Annotated in this window: 13 protein-coding genes and 1 tRNA gene; 13 read left to right on the forward strand and 1 reads right to left on the reverse strand. The window is 67.6% G+C overall.

Annotation, left to right across the window (positions count from 1 at the left end; translation table 11 throughout):
• Positions 1-72 precede the first annotated feature (72 nt).
• From BA062_RS02070 to BA062_RS02130, 13 genes are all read left to right on the forward strand, one after another.
• Entirely contained in the window at positions 73-915 is an 843-nt protein-coding gene (locus tag BA062_RS02070) for an EamA family transporter (protein WP_110334274.1), read from the forward strand.
• Positions 916-1,474: 559 nt separating this feature from the next.
• Positions 1,475-2,608, forward strand: a complete 1,134-nt coding sequence (gene dnaN, locus BA062_RS02075; protein ID WP_110334275.1) for a DNA polymerase III subunit beta — start codon at positions 1,475-1,477, stop codon at positions 2,606-2,608.
• A gap of 28 nt (positions 2,609-2,636) precedes the next feature.
• Entirely contained in the window at positions 2,637-3,527 is an 891-nt protein-coding gene (gnd, locus tag BA062_RS02080) for a phosphogluconate dehydrogenase (NAD(+)-dependent, decarboxylating) (RefSeq protein WP_110334276.1), read from the forward strand.
• 13 nt (positions 3,528-3,540) lie between these two features.
• Complete coding sequence (gene recF, locus BA062_RS02085; protein WP_110334277.1) at positions 3,541-4,692, forward strand: DNA replication/repair protein RecF; 1,152 nt, start codon at positions 3,541-3,543, stop codon at positions 4,690-4,692.
• Between the two features lie 121 nt (positions 4,693-4,813).
• Positions 4,814-5,455 carry a DciA family protein gene (locus BA062_RS02090; protein WP_425452838.1) on the forward strand — a complete coding sequence of 214 codons (642 nt, stop codon included), beginning with the start codon at positions 4,814-4,816 and terminating at the stop codon, positions 5,453-5,455.
• Between the two features lie 251 nt (positions 5,456-5,706).
• On the forward strand, positions 5,707-7,671 hold the full coding sequence (gene gyrB / locus BA062_RS02095) for a DNA topoisomerase (ATP-hydrolyzing) subunit B (protein WP_110334279.1): 1,965 nt from the start codon (positions 5,707-5,709) through the stop codon (positions 7,669-7,671).
• Positions 7,672-7,719: 48 nt separating this feature from the next.
• Positions 7,720-10,269, forward strand: coding sequence for a DNA gyrase subunit A (gene gyrA / locus BA062_RS02100; protein ID WP_110334280.1), 2,550 nt, complete (start codon positions 7,720-7,722; stop codon positions 10,267-10,269).
• Between the two features lie 33 nt (positions 10,270-10,302).
• Positions 10,303-11,055, forward strand: coding sequence for a DUF3566 domain-containing protein (locus BA062_RS02105; protein WP_168213855.1), 753 nt, complete (start codon positions 10,303-10,305; stop codon positions 11,053-11,055).
• 50 nt (positions 11,056-11,105) lie between these two features.
• Positions 11,106-11,179: transfer RNA gene (locus tag BA062_RS02110), tRNA-Ile, on the forward strand.
• Between the two features lie 504 nt (positions 11,180-11,683).
• Positions 11,684-12,016: a hypothetical protein gene (locus BA062_RS02115; RefSeq protein WP_110334281.1), complete on the forward strand. Its 333-nt coding sequence runs from the start codon at positions 11,684-11,686 to the stop codon at positions 12,014-12,016.
• A 3-nt stretch (positions 12,017-12,019) separates the two neighbouring features.
• Positions 12,020-13,735 (forward strand): alpha/beta hydrolase, encoded by a 1,716-nt coding sequence (locus tag BA062_RS02120; RefSeq protein WP_110334282.1) that lies wholly within the window; start codon positions 12,020-12,022, stop codon positions 13,733-13,735.
• 8 nt (positions 13,736-13,743) lie between these two features.
• Positions 13,744-14,334 carry an LppA family lipoprotein gene (locus tag BA062_RS02125; RefSeq protein WP_110334283.1) on the forward strand — a complete coding sequence of 197 codons (591 nt, stop codon included), beginning with the start codon at positions 13,744-13,746 and terminating at the stop codon, positions 14,332-14,334.
• A 526-nt stretch (positions 14,335-14,860) separates the two neighbouring features.
• Positions 14,861-15,502, forward strand: coding sequence for a class I SAM-dependent methyltransferase (locus tag BA062_RS02130; RefSeq protein WP_110334284.1), 642 nt, complete (start codon positions 14,861-14,863; stop codon positions 15,500-15,502).
• A 47-nt stretch (positions 15,503-15,549) separates the two neighbouring features.
• Here the strand turns inward: BA062_RS02130 and BA062_RS02135 are convergent, their stop codons facing one another.
• Positions 15,550-15,783 (reverse strand): CsbD family protein, encoded by a 234-nt coding sequence (locus tag BA062_RS02135; RefSeq protein ID WP_110334285.1) that lies wholly within the window; start codon positions 15,781-15,783, stop codon positions 15,550-15,552.
• Positions 15,784-15,834 lie beyond the last annotated feature (51 nt).

Consider the following 15,834-nt stretch of genomic DNA (forward strand, 5'->3'; position numbering starts at 1 on the left):
AGTCGAGGCTAAACGAATTCGCGCACGAAGATGAGATGGACGCCTGCGTCCGCGCGGCCGGACACTCGCCTCATGGTCGGCAGGGGAGCACTGCTCGTACTGGGCAGTGTCGTGAGCGTCCAGGTCGGGCAGGCGATCGGCAAGAGCCTGTTCGCCGACGCCGGCGCGCTCGGCACGGTGACACTGCGGCTCGGCATCGCGGCGCTCGGGTTGCTCGCGTGGCACCGGCCCGCGCTTCCCCGCACCCGCAGGGAATTCGCGCTCGTGGCCGGTTACGGCACCGCGATCGCCGGCATGAACCTCATCTATCCCGCGCTCACGACGTTGCCGCTCGGCATGGCGACGACGCTGCAGTTGCTCGGCCCGATCCTCTTGGCACTCCTTACTTCTCGTGGCCCCGCCGAAGCGGGGGCCGCGGTGCTGGCGGGATTCGGCGTCTGGCTCTTCCACGGCCCCGGCGGCGGAGCTCCGTTCGCGGGCGTCGCGTTCGCGCTCGCGAGCGGCGCGTCGATGGCCGCCTATCTATTGGTGAGCCGCACGGCGGGCAGGCGAAGCGAGACGGCGTCGACCCTCTCGCTCGCCGTCGCGTTCGCGGCGATTCTGTGGCTCCCGGCGGGAATCGCACAGAGCGGTACCGAGCTCGTGGCCCCCCGCGTGCTGCTCATCGGAGCGCTCGTCGCGGTGTTGTCGGCGGTCGTTCCCTACTCACTGGACCTCGCCGCGTTGCGCCGGATCCCGCCACGAACGGTGGGAGTTCTGGAAAGTCTGGAGCCCGCGGTGGGCGCGATCGCCGGCCTCGTCGTGCTGTCGGAGGTGCTTTCCGCGGCCCAATGGGTAGCTGTCACATGTGTCTGCACAGCCGGAGTGGTCGCCGTGACGGGCTCGCGTGAGGCCCGAAGTCGTTCTGCGGCCTAGGTTTTGTCACTCACCGGGGCGATCCAGGTCACGTTTCGGGGGTGCATCGGCGGTGCATGGGCTGGGCACAGGTCGACCCACAGCTGGGGACAAAACTGTGGAAACCTGGGGACAGCTGTGGAGCAACTGAGGACGGCGAAAGTTCTCCACCGCGGCCCCCGACTTCTCCACCGAGCTGCCACCACGGCTGTCCACACGTCCGCGCGTGCTCGGACCTGCGCGGACGACGCCTGTCCACACAACCCACAGCCCTTACTACTACGGCTGAACAAAGATCTCTTCGAAGAAGAACAAAACAAAAACAAGCGAGCTGTGAACCTGGGGATACCCGCTCGGCCGCTTGACTGGGCCGGGATGACGGCGGTGCCGCTCACGCTCTAACGTGGAAACCCACACCCCGGTCCGCTCGGTGCCGGTGTCGTCGGTGTGCGACGCACCGCGTCCGGGCGAACCCACACAGCCACGCCCCCTCGACCGCCCCTGCCCATTGGGGGCGTCTGCAGGGGTGATTTGTCGTCTTTCGAGCCGCCCGGGCTCGGCTGTCGAAAGGATGGGCGCCATGAAAATCCGCGTCGAGCGTGATGGGCTCGCTGACGCCGTCGCCTGGGTGGCTCGAAGCCTTCCCTCCAGGCCGCCGGTCCCCGTGCTGGGCGGTGTGCTGCTCGACGCAGGAGCCGACGGGGGTTCCGACGCGCTGACCGTGTCCGGCTTCGACTACGAGGTCTCCGCGACCGTCGGCGTCCCGGCCACGATCGCCGACGGCGGGCGCACGCTCGTCTCGGGCAGGCTCCTCGCGGACATCACCAAGGCGCTGCCTGCCCAGCCGGTGGAGATCGCCGTCGACGGTGCTCGCGCGTCCATCACCTGCGGAAACGCGCGCTTCAGCCTGCCGACCATGCCGGTGGAGGACTATCCGCAGCTGCCGGCGCAGCCGGATCTGGCAGGCGAGGTCACGGGCGAGGCGTTCGCACAGGCCGTCGCGCAGGTCGCGGTGGCCGCCGGTAAGGACGACACGCTGCCGATGCTCACCGGCATGCGGCTGGAGATCTCGGGCAGCACCCTGACGCTCGTCGCCACCGACCGTTTCCGGCTCGCGATGCGCGAGTTCAGCTGGTCGCCGGCCGAGGGGCTCGCCGACGCGGCCGTCCTCGTGCCCGCCCGCACGCTCGCCGACGCGGCGAAGTCGCTCGGCGCGAGCGGTGCGACCGTGCAGGTCGGCCTCGCGAGCGGCGACGGGCTGCTCGGCCTCGCCGGTTCCGGCCGCTACACCACCACCCGCCTGCTCGACGCGGAGTTCCCGCCTTACCGGCAGCTGCTCCCGGCGCAGCACACGTCCCGCGCGGTGCTGATGGTGTCGGTGCTGACCGAGGCGATCAAGCGCGTGTCGCTGGTCGCCGAGCGGGGTACCCAGGTACGGCTCGAGTTCAGCGAGGGAACCCTGCGGCTCTCGGCAGGTGGCGACGACGAGGGCAGTGCCGAGGAAGAGCTGCCGGTCGACTACGAGGGCGAGCCCGTGACCATCGCCTTCAACCCGGGTTACCTCGTCGACGGGCTCGGCGCGCTGCACGCCGACCGGGCGGAGCTGACGTTCACCACGCCCAACCGGCCCGCGCTGATCAAGCCGGCCGACGAGAACGGCGACGTCGTTCCCGGTTACCTCTACCTGCTGATGCCGGTGCGGCTTCCCGGCTGAGAGTACGAAAGACACGAGGGGACATCTGATGGTTCAGCTCGGACTTGTCGGCCTGGGCAAGATGGGCTTCAACATGCGCGAGCGCCTGCGTGCCGCCGGGCACGAGGTGGTCGGCTACGACCGCAACGCCGAGGTGACCGACACCGGCTCGCTCGCGGAGCTGGTGTCGGCACTGGCCGCGCCGCGCATGGTCTGGGTCATGGTGCCGGCCGGCGAGGCGACCAGGCAGACCGTCGCCGAGCTCGGCGACCTGCTCAGCGAGGGCGACCTGCTGATCGACGGCGGCAACTCGCGGTTCAGCGACGACAAGAAGAACGCCGAGCTGCTCGCCGGCAAGGGCATCGGCTATCTCGACGTCGGCGTGTCCGGCGGGGTGTGGGGCAAGGAGAACGGCTACGGCCTGATGGTCGGCGGCGACAAGGCCCACGTCGAGCAGGCGATGCCGATCTTCGACGCGCTGCGTCCGGACGGTCCCCGCGAGGAGGGCTTCGCGCACGCGGGCTCCGTCGGCGCCGGTCACTACGCGAAGATGGTGCACAACGGCATCGAGTACGGCCTGATGCAGGCCTACGCCGAGGGCTTCGAGCTGCTCGAGGCGGCGAAGGTCGTCGAGGACGTTCCCGCGGTGATCAAGGCGTGGCAGCGGGGCACGGTCGTGCGTTCGTGGCTGCTGGAACTGCTGGTCAGGGCGCTGGACGAGGACCCGGAGCTCGACGACCTCGAGGGTTACGTGGAGGACTCCGGCGAGGGCAGGTGGACGCTGGAGGAGGCGATCAACAACGCCGTGCCCGCGCCCGTGATCTCGGCCGCGCTGTTCGCCCGGTTCTCCTCCCGGCAGAAGGACTCCTCGGCCATGCGTGCGGTGGCCGCGCTGCGCAACCAGTTCGGCGGCCACTCGGTCAAGAAGGTCGGCGAGTAGGGCACGGCGCGGCGTGTACCTCCGTCACCTCCAGGTGACCGACTTCCGCTCGTGGGAGCACGTCGACCTGCCGCTGGAGCCGGGCCCGACCGTACTGGTCGGGCAGAACGGCCGTGGGAAGACGAACCTCATCGAGGCGATCGGTTACGTGGCCACGCTGGGCTCGCACCGGGTCGCGACCGACGCACCCCTGATCAGGCACGGGTGCGAGCGGGCGCTGGTGCGCGTCGCCGTGGTGAACGAGGGCCGCGAACTCACCGTCGAGCTGGAGATCGCGCCCGGCCGGGCCAACCGCGCGCGGGTGAACCGGGGCGCGGTCGGCAGGCCCCGCGACGTGCTGGGGATCCTGCGCACGGTGCTGTTCTCTCCCGAGGACCTCGCGCTCGTGCGCGGCGACCCGGGTGAGCGAAGGCGGTTCCTCGACGAGCTGCTCGTGCTGCGCGCCCCGCGCTATGCGGGTGTGCGCAGCGAGTACGACAAGGTGCTGAAGCAGCGCAACGCCCTGCTGAAGTCGGCCGGCAAGCGCAGGGGCGACGATCCGTACGCGCTGTCGACGCTCGAGGTGTGGGACAACCACCTGGCCACGGCGGGCGCTCAGCTGCTGGCGGCTCGGTTGAACCTGGTGGCCGACCTCGCCCCGCACACGGCAGCGGCGTATGCGGGGGTCGCCCCGGACTCGCGGCCCGCCAGGATCGCGTACCGGTCGGGCCTCGGCGAATCGTTGCCGGTGGGCTACGGCGTTCCCGGTGGTGAGCGGGCCGACGAGGAGAAGCTCGCCGGGATCCTCCTCGAGGCGCTCGGCGAGTCGCGCGCGGCGGAGCTGGAACGTGGGGTAAGCCTGGTCGGACCCCATCGGGACGAGTTGGAGCTCGTGCTCGGCGAAGCCCCGGCCAAGGGGTACGCCAGCCACGGCGAGTCGTGGTCGTTCGCGCTGGCGTTGCGGCTCGGGTCCTACGAGCTGTTACGAGGCGAGGCGGGGGGTGAGCCCGTTTTGTTGCTGGATGACGTGTTCGCGGAGTTGGACCGCAGGCGTCGCGCCCGGCTGGCGGAGGTCGCGGCGAGTGCGGAGCAGGTGCTCGTCACCGCGGCTGTGGATGAAGACGTGCCCGAGGAGCTGGCGGGCACGCGGTTCGCGGTTTCGGAGGGTGAGGTACGACGTGCCTGATCAAAGCCATGATCAACCACAGCGACGACCGAAGGTGACTGGGGCCACACAAGTTACCCACCGATCTGGGGATAAGTCTGTGGATAGTGTGGATAACACGGCGAACCTGTTATCGCCGCGCGTGACTGAAGGCCCAGATGAGGTGGTCAATACCCCTCGGGTGGGCGGTTATGCCGGTGATTCCCCCAAACGAGACACCGAGCGTAACAGTGCCGCTGGGCCGAACGAGACGGGGTCCGCCGACAGTCCACAGGGCAGGGACCTCGCCCACGCCGCACTGCAGGCGGCGAGGGAGCGGGCCGCCGCCCGTGGACACGAGCCGGGCGTCCGCAGGCCCGGTGCCAAGCCGGCGCTCGGCCGGGCACAGAACCCCAGGCGCAGGCGCTGGTCCGGCCCCGGTGTCGACGAGCGCGACCCGCAGCCGCTCGGGAGACTCGCGTCACGCATGGCGACGCAGCTCGGTTGGAGCGACCGGCTCGCCAACGGCCAGGTCTTCGGGCAGTGGACGCGGCTCGTCGGCGAGGAGGTCGCGGAGCACGCCCAGCCGGTCGCGCTCAAGGAGGGTGAGCTGACCGTGCGGGCCAGCTCCACCGCCTGGGCGACCCAGCTGCGGTTGCTGCAGCGCCAGCTGCTGGCGAAGATTGCGGCGGGGGTGGGGCACGGTGTCGTCAAGCGCATGCGGATCCAGGGCCCGACGGCGCCGAGCTGGCGCAAAGGCCCGAGGCACGTTCCGGGCCGGGGTCCGCGCGACACCTACGGCTAGCCGTTCCAAAGACGCCGCCCGATTGCGCGAATCCGGCGCGAGGCCTCCGTTGGCTACGGCGGGACCCGGTTGACGTCGAGATCGTCGCTCTGTGACGAAATCAGGGGTGTCCTTGGTGCATGTGAGCAGAGCTGGCCAAGTAAACTTGTAGAGGCAAGCCGGATTGATGCCGGACGAGTATCGAGCGGCGTGCCCGACCGACAGGCACACACCCGTGCGCGCGTTGGGTGAGACGAGGAGAAATCAGGCCGGTGGCAGCGAACCAGAGTGAATACAGCGCGTCCTCCATCACGGTTCTCGAGGGTCTCGAAGCCGTTCGTAAACGCCCCGGCATGTACATCGGGTCGACCGGTGAGCGTGGTTTGCACCATCTCATCCAGGAAGTCGTCGACAATTCGGTCGACGAGGCGATGGCCGGCTACGCCACCAAGGTCGACGTCACCCTGCTCGCCGACGGCGGCGTCCGGGTGGTCGACGACGGCCGTGGCATCCCGGTCGACATCCATCCCAAGGAGCAGCGGCCCACCGTCGAGGTCGTGCTCACCGTGCTGCATGCAGGCGGCAAGTTCGACAGCGAGTCCTACGCGGTCTCCGGTGGTCTGCACGGTGTGGGCGTCTCCGTGGTCAACGCGCTGTCCACCGCGCTCGATGTCGAGATCCACGTGAACGGCCGGATCTGGGCGCAGCACTACGACCGCTCCGAGCCCGGTGAGCTGCGCGATCTCGGCCCCACCGACCGCACCGGTACCAGCGTCACGTTCTGGGCCGACCCCGACATCTTCGAGACCACTCACTACAGCGCCGAGACCGTCGCACGCAGGCTCCAGGAGATGGCGTTCCTGAACAAGGGCCTCACCATGGTGCTGCGCGACGAGCGGGTCGCCGAGGAGAACGGTGAGGACGCGACGGGGGAGCGTGCGCAGATCAAGGAGCGCACCTACCACTACCCGGGCGGGCTCGAGGACTTCGTCAGGTACATCAACGGCAGCAAGGACCCGATCCACCCGTCGGTGATCTCGTTCGAGGCCAAGGGCGACGGCCTCGAAGTGGAGGTCGCGATGCAGTGGAACAACGGCTTCACGCCGTCGGTGTACACCTTCGCCAACACGATCAACACACACGAGGGCGGTACTCACGAGGAGGGCTTCCGCGCCGCGCTGACCCGCGTGGTCAACAGCTACGCGCGCGAGAAGAAGCTGCTCAAGGAGAAGGACGCCAACCTCACCGGTGACGACGTGCGCGAGGGTCTCGCCGGCATCGTCTCGATCAAGCTCTCCGAACCGCAGTTCGAGGGCCAGACCAAGACCAAGCTGGGCAACAGCGAAGCGAAGTCGTTCGTGCAGTCCACCTGCAACGAGTGGCTGGCCGACTGGTTCGAGCGCAACCCCTCCGAAGCCAAGATCATCATCAACAAGGCGGTGTCGAGCGCGCAGGCGCGGATGGCCGCTCGCAAGGCCCGCGACCTGGTTCGCCGCAAGGGCGCAATGGACATCGGCGGCCTGCCCGGCAAGCTCAAGGACTGCCGCTCCACCAATCCCGAGGAGTGCGAGCTCTACATCGTGGAGGGTGACTCCGCGGGTGGCTCCGCCAAGGAGGGGCGGGACTCGAAGTTCCAGGCGATCCTGCCGATCCGAGGCAAGATCATCAACGTGGAGAAGGCACGCATTGACCGCGTGCTGAAGAACAATGAGGTCCAGTCGCTGATCACCGCGCTGGGCACCGGCATTCACGACGACTTCGACATCTCCAAGCTGCGCTACCACAAGATCGTGCTGATGGCCGACGCCGATGTGGACGGTCAGCACATCCGCACGCTGCTGCTGACGCTGCTGTTCCGGTTCATGCGGCCGCTCGTGGAGCAGGGCTACGTCTATCTCGCCCAGCCCCCGCTCTACAAGATCAAGTGGCCGCGTTCCGAGCCGGAGTACGCCTACTCGGACAAGGAGCGCGACGGGCTGCTGGAGGCCGGCGCCGCGGCGGGCAGGCGCCTGCCGAAGGACGACGCGATCCAGCGGTACAAGGGTCTCGGTGAGATGAACGCCGAGGAGCTGTGGGAGACCACAATGGACCCGGCCAACCGCGTGCTGCTCCAGGTGACGCTCGACGACGCGGCCACCGCCGACGAGCTGTTCTCCGTGCTGATGGGCGAGGACGTCGAGGCCCGGCGTTCGTTCATCACCCGTAACGCCAAGGACGTTCGCTTCCTGGACGTGTAACGCCCCGAAACCCCGTCCACGCCAGGACTGTCCAACCGAGAAGGACCTATGACGGAAACCTTGCCTCCGGATCACGACCGCATCGAGCCGGTCGACATCCAGCAGGAGATGCAGCGCTCCTACATCGACTACGCGATGAGCGTCATCGTGTCGCGGGCGCTGCCCGACGTGCGCGACGGGCTCAAGCCCGTGCACCGCCGCGTCCTGTACTCGATGTACGACTCCGGCTTCCGCCCCGACCGCGGGTACAACAAGTGCTCCCGTGTCGTCGGTGACGTGATGGGTAACTACCACCCGCACGGCGACTCGGCGATCTACGACGCACTCGTCCGGCTCGCGCAGCCGTGGTCGATGCGCTACCCGCTCATCGACGGCCAGGGCAACTTCGGTTCGCCGGGCAACGACCCCGCCGCGGCCATGCGGTACACCGAGTCGCGCCTCGACCCGCTGGCCATGGAGATGCTGCGGGACATCGAAGAGGAGACCGTCGACTTCTCCGACAACTACGACGGCCGCACGCAGGAGCCGGACGTCCTGCCGAGCCGAATCCCGAACCTACTGGTCAACGGCGGTTCGGGCATCGCGGTGGGCATGGCGACCAACATCCCGCCGCACAACCTGCGTGAGGTCGCCGACGGCGTCGTCTGGGCGCTGGAGAACCCGGACGCCGACGACGACGAGCTGCTCGCCGCGCTGATGCAGCGCATCAAGGGCCCCGACTTCCCGACCAAGGGCCTCATCCTGGGCACCTCGGGCATCGCCGACGCCTACCGCACCGGCCGCGGCTCCGTGCGCATGCGTGCGGTGGTGGAGGTCGAGGAGGACGCCAAGGGTCGCACGATCCTGGTCGTCACCGAGCTGCCCTACCAGGTCAACCCCGACAACCTGGTGGAGAACATCGCCGCCCTCGTCCGCGACGGGAAGCTCACGGGCATCGCGGACATCGCCGACGAGTCGAACAGCCGCAGCGGCATGCGGATCGTGGTCACGCTCAAGCGCGACGCGGTCGCCAAGGTGGTGCTGAACAACCTCTACAAGCACACCCAGCTGCAGTACAACTTCGGCGTCAACATGCTGGCGCTGGTCGACGGCGTGCCCCGCACGCTGCGGCTCGACCAGATGATCCGCCACTACGTGAAGCACCAGATCGAGGTCATCGTCCGGCGCACCCGGTTCCGGCTGCGCAAGGCCGAGGAGCGGGCCCACATCCTGCGCGGTCTGGTCAAGGCGCTCGACCAGCTCGACGCCGTGATCGCATTGATCCGCCGGTCGCCGACCGTCGACGAGGCCCGCACCGGCCTGATCGAGCTGCTCGACATCGACGAGATCCAGGCCACCGCGATCCTCGACATGCAGCTGCGCAGGCTCGCCGCACTGGAACGCCAGAAGATCGTCGACGAGTTGGCCGAGATCGAGGCCAGGATCGCCGACCTGCAGGACATCCTCGACAAGCCCGAGCGGCAGCGCACCATCGTCCGCGAGGAGCTCACCGAGATCGTCGAGAAGTACGGCGACGACCGGCGCACGCAGATCATCCCGTTCGACGGCGAGGTCTCGATCGAGGACCTGATCGCGGTCGAGGACGTCGTCGTGACCATCACCCGCACCGGGTACGCCAAACGGACCAAGACCGACCTGTACCGCTCGCAGAAGCGCGGCGGTAAGGGCGTGCAGGGCGCGACACTCAAGCAGGACGACATCGTCCAGCACTTCTTCGTGTGCTCGACGCACGACTGGATCCTGTTCTTCACGAACAAGGGCCGCGTCTACCGGGCGAAGGCCTACGACCTGCCCGAGGCCAACCGCAACGCGCGCGGCCAGCACGTGGCGAACCTGCTGGCGTTCCAGCCGGACGAGCAGATCGCGAGCGTCATCGAGATCCCGAACTACGAGGTCGCGCCGTACCTCGTGCTCGCGACCAGGAACGGCCTGGTCAAGAAGTCCAAGCTCAGCGACTTCGACTCGCCGCGCGCTGGCGGCCTGATCGGCATCAACCTGCGCGAGGGCGACGAGCTGGTCGGCGCCGTGCTGGCCTCCGCGGAGGACGACCTGCTACTGGTGTCGTCCGACGGCCAGTCGATCCGGTTCCACGCCACCGACGAGGCGCTTCGTCCGATGGGTCGGGCGACCTCGGGCGTGCTGGGCATGCGGTTCAACGAGGGTGACGAGCTGCTCGGCATCAGCGTGGTCAGGGAGGACACGTTCCTGCTGGTCGCCACTGATGGCGGCTATGCGAAGCGGACCCCCATCGAGGACTATCCGGTGCAGGGCCGCGGCGGCAAGGGTGTGCTCACCATTCAGCACGACCGGAAACGTGGCAGGCTGGTGGGGGCAATCATCGTCGACGCGGACGACGAGCTGTACGCGATCACCTCGAGCGGCGGGGTCATCCGGACTCCCGCCGGACAGGTGCGCAAGGCCGGACGGCAGACGAAGGGGGTGCGTTTGATCAACCTCGACGAAGGCAACACCCTGCTCGCCGTGGCACGCAACGCGGACAAGCCGTCGGACGTCCCCAACGGAGAGAACGGCGAAGCGGCTCCCGCCGGTGACGAAGCCGGGAACACCGAGCCGGACGAGACGACGCAAGAGCAGTAGCAGGCGCGGAATCTGACAAGGGACTGACCGTTTGTGACACCACCTGACAACACCGAACGGCGAGGCGGCGGCACGACCGACACGGGCGCCGGCGATGTCGCCCCGCCGTGGCAGCGCGTGGCCAAGGACACCGGCAGCGGTTCGGCCGGTCAGGAGGGTGAGAGCGGCTTCGGCGAGCGCTGGTCGGCAGGCCAGCTGCCCGCCGAGGATGCCTCGTCGGCCCAGACCCAGTACCTGTCGAACGGCAACGCCGACACCCAGGTGGTCACCGGCACCGCCGCCAACCGGCTGTTCGGCCAGCAGCAGGGCGACACCCAGCGCACCCAGCCGGTGAGCGGCGGGCCGCAGCCGGCGGCAGGAGGCAAGGGCGCAGGCGGCCGGTCGACGCCGGTCAGCGCGCTGCGCAGGCCCGGAAGGGGCCCGCGGAGGGCGAGCCTGCAGATCAAGCGCTTCGACCCGTGGTCGGTGCTCAAGCTCTCCCTGGTGCTCGGCGTCGCGATGTTCTTCGTCTGGCTCGTGGCCGTCGGTGTGCTGTACACCGTGCTCGACGGCATGGGCGTGTGGGACAAGATCAACGGCACGTACACCTCGCTGGTGCAGGGCGACAGCGCCGAGAGCGCGGGCGACCCGCTGATCAGCGCGGGCCGCGTGTTCGGCGTCGCCGCCATCGTCGGCGCGATCAACATCGTGCTGATCTCGGCACTGACCACGGTGAGCGCGTTCATCTACAACGTGTCGGCGGACCTGGCGGGCGGCCTGGAGGTGACCCTCTCGGAACGGGAGTGACCCCGTGCGAGCGGCGCCGCCGAGGTCCTGTAAGCTTTTGCTCGTTCCCAGGGCCCATAGCTCAGGCGGTTAGAGCGCTTCGCTGATAACGAAGAGGTCGGAGGTTCAAGTCCTCCTGGGCCCACAGCACGTAGAGGCCGGTTGACATGTAAGGTCAACCGGCCTCTTTGCGACTAAGTAGCGACTACGCCGCTTCTTTCCATCCGGCCCGGCGAAGATCCGGTCCATCGCCTCGGCCCCGTGTTCGACCACCGGCCGAAGCTGATGGCGGTAGACCAGCTCGGTCACGGCAGTGCCGTTGTGGCCCATAAGGCGCGATATCTGTTCGATCGAACGCTCGCCGTACGTTCGCCGCGTCCAGCTCGGTGCCCACGGCCGAGGAAAAGACCGGCCCTGCCCCCCCTGCCGTCGCCCGCCTGCGCATGTACGCCTGCTTGCCCTCGTGTGGTCGGAGCGCGTCTACGCAACGTTGAGGAAGGCCGAGCGACCGCGGTGCTGATCGTCAGCATCGTGCGCCGTGAAGGTGCGGAGTGGCGGTTTTGCCTGACGGATCTGCTGTGCACCGGTTACGGTATCCGTGGCGGCTGTATACGGGGAGTGACAACGCTGCGCAAGGAGGGGAATCCGGGTGAGTGGTTACGAGGCTGTGATCGGCTCGCTCCATGAGGCGGCCGAGGCTGCCCATAGTGCCGCTGACCAGCTGGCGAAGGTCGACCCTGGGGGCAACCTCGGTTCGGCCGTAGGGAAGGCGTTGCCGGGTGCGTCGGCCTCGATTGATGCGGCGCGGTCGGTGGTTGATGCCTGGAAGGGACGCGGGCAAGAGCTGGCCACCGGGATGCGCGAGTTTGGCGATGACCTGCACTTGGCCGGGAACAAATATGCCGTGAGTGATACCGCGGCCAGGGACAACCTGGATCTATCGATCGATGACCCCCCGTCGGGCGGCCCGAAAGCGGTGTGAGGCGTGGTCACGTGGTCGGATGCGAAACGTTGGGAGCCGGGGCCGCTGCATGACCTGGTGGGGGAGCTCAACAGCGAGTTCAACGAGCTGTCCGACACCTCGGACGAGCTGGACGCGTCCGCGGCTCCGGCTGAGTGGACCGGTGGCGGTTCTGAGGCGGCTGCCAACCGTCGCGGTGACCTCGTTGACCAGTGCCAGGAATGGGCGGGCGAGATCGGCGCGGTCCGGCGAGCGGTTGGTGACGTGGCTGATGCCGTGACCGGGGTGCAGAACGCTGTCCGAGAGATCGAGTCCCTGGCTGCTGCACAGCAGTTCGTCGTGACTGACGACGGCACGGTCATGGAAGCGCTCTGTACTGCCGAGCCGGTACCGGGCGAGATTCAGACCGAGCGGAACCGGATCAAAGCCGAGCTCGTGGACCGCGTAGAGCAGTGCTTACGTCAAGCGAAGGACCTTGATGCTGACCTGGCGAGCGTGTTGAAGGCGGCGGCTGCCGGCAAGACCGTCGCGGCTGACGGCGAGTCCACCGAGCCGTCGAGCCTAGGTGCGTGGGGCAACACGGGCGCGATCGCGGGTTCGCTGTCGATCGTCGCGCCGCCACCGGTGGGTGCTAGCCCGGCTGAAAACGCCGGGTGGTGGACGGCTCTGTCGTCGGCGCAGCGTGCGAAGCTCATCGAGACCAACCCCGAACTTGTCGGCAACCGCGATGGGGTCGTGGCCAAAGACCGGAGCGCGGCGAACTTGAAGCTCGCCGAGAAGGCGAGCATCAGCCTGAAGAGCGAAGCACAGGCGATCCGGGACAAGATGGCGAACCTGGCTGGGCCTGGCGGCGAGCTTCAAAAATCCGCTCTCAAGCAAGACCTCGAACGTATCGAAGCAAAACTTCGATCGCTCGATTCGATCGACCAGATCATGCACGACCGAAACGGAAACGTGCGTTCCGACGTGCAGTTGATGTCACTGGACATGACGGGGGATAGGGCAAAGGCGGCCGTGGCTAACGGTGACGTCGATAACGCTGATCATGTCGCGGTGTTCGCGCCGGGCATGAACTCGACCGTCGACGGAAGCTTAGGTGGATACGTAAACGACACTGCGGACCTGCGACAGCACGCCCAAGACGAGCTCATTGTGATGGGCCGCTCGGACGAATCGGTCGCGACCGTGACCTGGCTTGGCTATGAACCACCTCAGACTGATGACAGTGACACGTGGCTCGATGTTGTGACCGGGGATGCCGCAGAGGATGGCGGACAGAAACTCGCAAAGTTCTACAACGGCATCGACGCAGCACGCCCCACCGACCCGCACATGACCGCCCTCGGACACTCCTACGGGTCCCTGGCCACCGGTATCGCTTTGCGTGACAACGTGACGGGCGTGGACGACGCAGCCTTCTTCGGGTCGCCGGGTCTTGGGGTCGACAGCACAAGCGAGCTCCGCATTCCTGAAGGGCATGCCTTCACGTGGGAGGCACGGGAGGATCCTGTGGCCGACGTCGCCAACGTTACCGAACGCTTCGGCCTCGATCCCGCAGGAATGGAAGGCATGCATCACATGTCCACGGAGGGATACCAGACTCCGTCGGGAGAGTCGACCGAGGCGTCGACGGGGCATAGCGAGTACATGCGCAATGACGGCGTCTTCCAGACCAGCGAGTACGGGATGAGCCGGGTGATTATCGGGTCGCCGGATTTGCGGCCGAATCCAGCAGGTTAGGCAGGGCATTGGACGACAACGGTAGGAAGCCGCTGCGTTTGGCGTTGGGCGCCTTCATGATCGCTGCGCTGCTTGGCGCCTGTGATGATGGAATACCGAGCGGAGGGCCTGAGGGAAGCATGACTGGTGTGTCGCCGAAGCAGAAGTTCGATGAGCTGGCGAAAAGGCCAGACATTGAAGCCGTACTGAAGCGGTACGAGCAAGTCCGTACCGAGATTCGCGAGCGTCTAGCTACCGAGGTGGGACTACCGCAGAAGTGGGAGCAGCCCTACAAGGAGTCGGAGACACCGTGTGGCCAGCCGTACTCGGATGTTCGGGAGGCCATCGCTGTTCAAATGGCTAGCTGGGCGAACGACGGCCGAATTGCCGAAGACAAGTGGTCTCGTGCGCAGGAGTTGTTCATTGAGCTCACCGGGCGACATGGCTTCGGCGAGCCGCAGGTCGTCGTGGATAACCCCAGCAAGCATGAGATCAGGGTGTACGACGCCTACGGTGGAAGCATCATGCTCGGTACGGAGAAGGCTACCGTCCTGTCAGCACGAACAGGCTGTCACCTTGCCCAAGGAGCACATCCCCGCGCAAAGAATGCGCCAGCCTGATCGGTCACACCTGGCACTATCCGCTTTCCTTCTGCGTCACATCCGCCGTGGACCTAGCGAGGTGGGAGGGAATTGGGAGGAACGGGCACGGAATAGGCGGTCGGAGGTTCGAGTCCTGCCGGACTCACAGCAGATCAGCCCCCGTCTCCCCAGCAGGGAAACGGGGCTGATTCGCGCGTTGGCCCGCCGCGGAGCCTGCGCACCGGACGCTCTGGCCCGCTCCGTTGCCACCGTTCGTTGGTGGGCTCGGTGACGCGAAGGCCGGGGCCGGGGCGATCCCGCCAAAGCTTGCCGCCGCCACCAATGCGCTTCGACATCGTGAGACACGCCCTCTTACCTGTTCACTCGCCCTCAGGCCGCGGATGCCGCGAACGGAGTTCCCACCCGCTGGAGCTGGCTGAACCTTGCGACCGACTCGCCCACGAGGAGTGAGAGGTGGCGGATCCTGCTTCTCGCGGCCGCCGCCGCGGTGTCCGTGGTCGCGATGGCGATCAACTCGGTGTGACTCTGGCAGGCTGAGCCGGTCATGCGCGCACTCGACTGGGACCACAACGCCTTCTACCAGCGGGCCCTCCTCCGCAAGCTGCCGAGGAGGTGTCATCGCGTGCTCGACGTGGGCTGCGGTGCGGGAACGTTCGCAGCCCGGCTGGCGGAGGGGGCCGACCACGTCGACGCGATCGACGTCTCGCCGGTGATGATCGGGCACGCCGAGGAGCGCGTCCCGGAGAACGTCACGTGCGTTCTCGGTGACGTGATGCGGCATCCGCTGCCGGAGGCCCACTACGACGCAATCGTTTCGATCACGGCGCTGCACCACCTGCCGCTTCGCGAGGCGTTGCTGCGGCTGTCCCGTTCGCTGCGTCCCGGTGGCGTGCTCGCCGCTGTCGCGTTGCCTCGTTCCGACCTGCCGCGCGAGCTACCCGTCGAGTTGGCCGGAGCCGTCGGTCATCGCTTGCTCGGCGCCGGCTTCGCCGGACTCAGGGCGGCAGACCGGGGCGAGTGGTATCGGCACGAGCCCACTCACGACGCGATGCCGGTGAACCTCGACCCTCCGTTGACCACCCGGGAAGCCCGGCGGATCGCCTCGGAAACGCTGCCCGGTAGCCACGTGCGGCGGCTGGTGTTCTGGCGCTACCTCCTGCACTGGCAACGGCCGGAGAGCGCATAGTTCAAGGGCTGTTCCACGTGGAACAGCCCTTGACGTAGCAGGGGTTTCTACTGGTGGCCGCGCTCGCGGGCCTCGGCCGCGGCGGCGTCTCGTTCCGCCTGCTTGGCCCGCTCCTCGTGCTCGGCGATGTCCTGCTGAGCGCGTGCCTTGTCCTGCTGCGCGCCGCCTTCGCGCTGCATCTGGTCGTTGCCGAAAAGCGCGCCCGCGCTCTCCTTCACGCGACCCTTGATGTCCTCGACGGCGCCCTTGAGGCCTTCCTGCTGTTCGTCACGGTTGCCCACGGTGGTCCCTCCTCGTCGCCGTACGTGGCGTCACCGATCGCCTACCCGTGA

This window comes from Prauserella flavalba, from assembly GCF_003202235.1.
In the GTDB taxonomy this organism is placed as follows: domain Bacteria; phylum Actinomycetota; class Actinomycetes; order Mycobacteriales; family Pseudonocardiaceae; genus Prauserella_A; species Prauserella_A flavalba.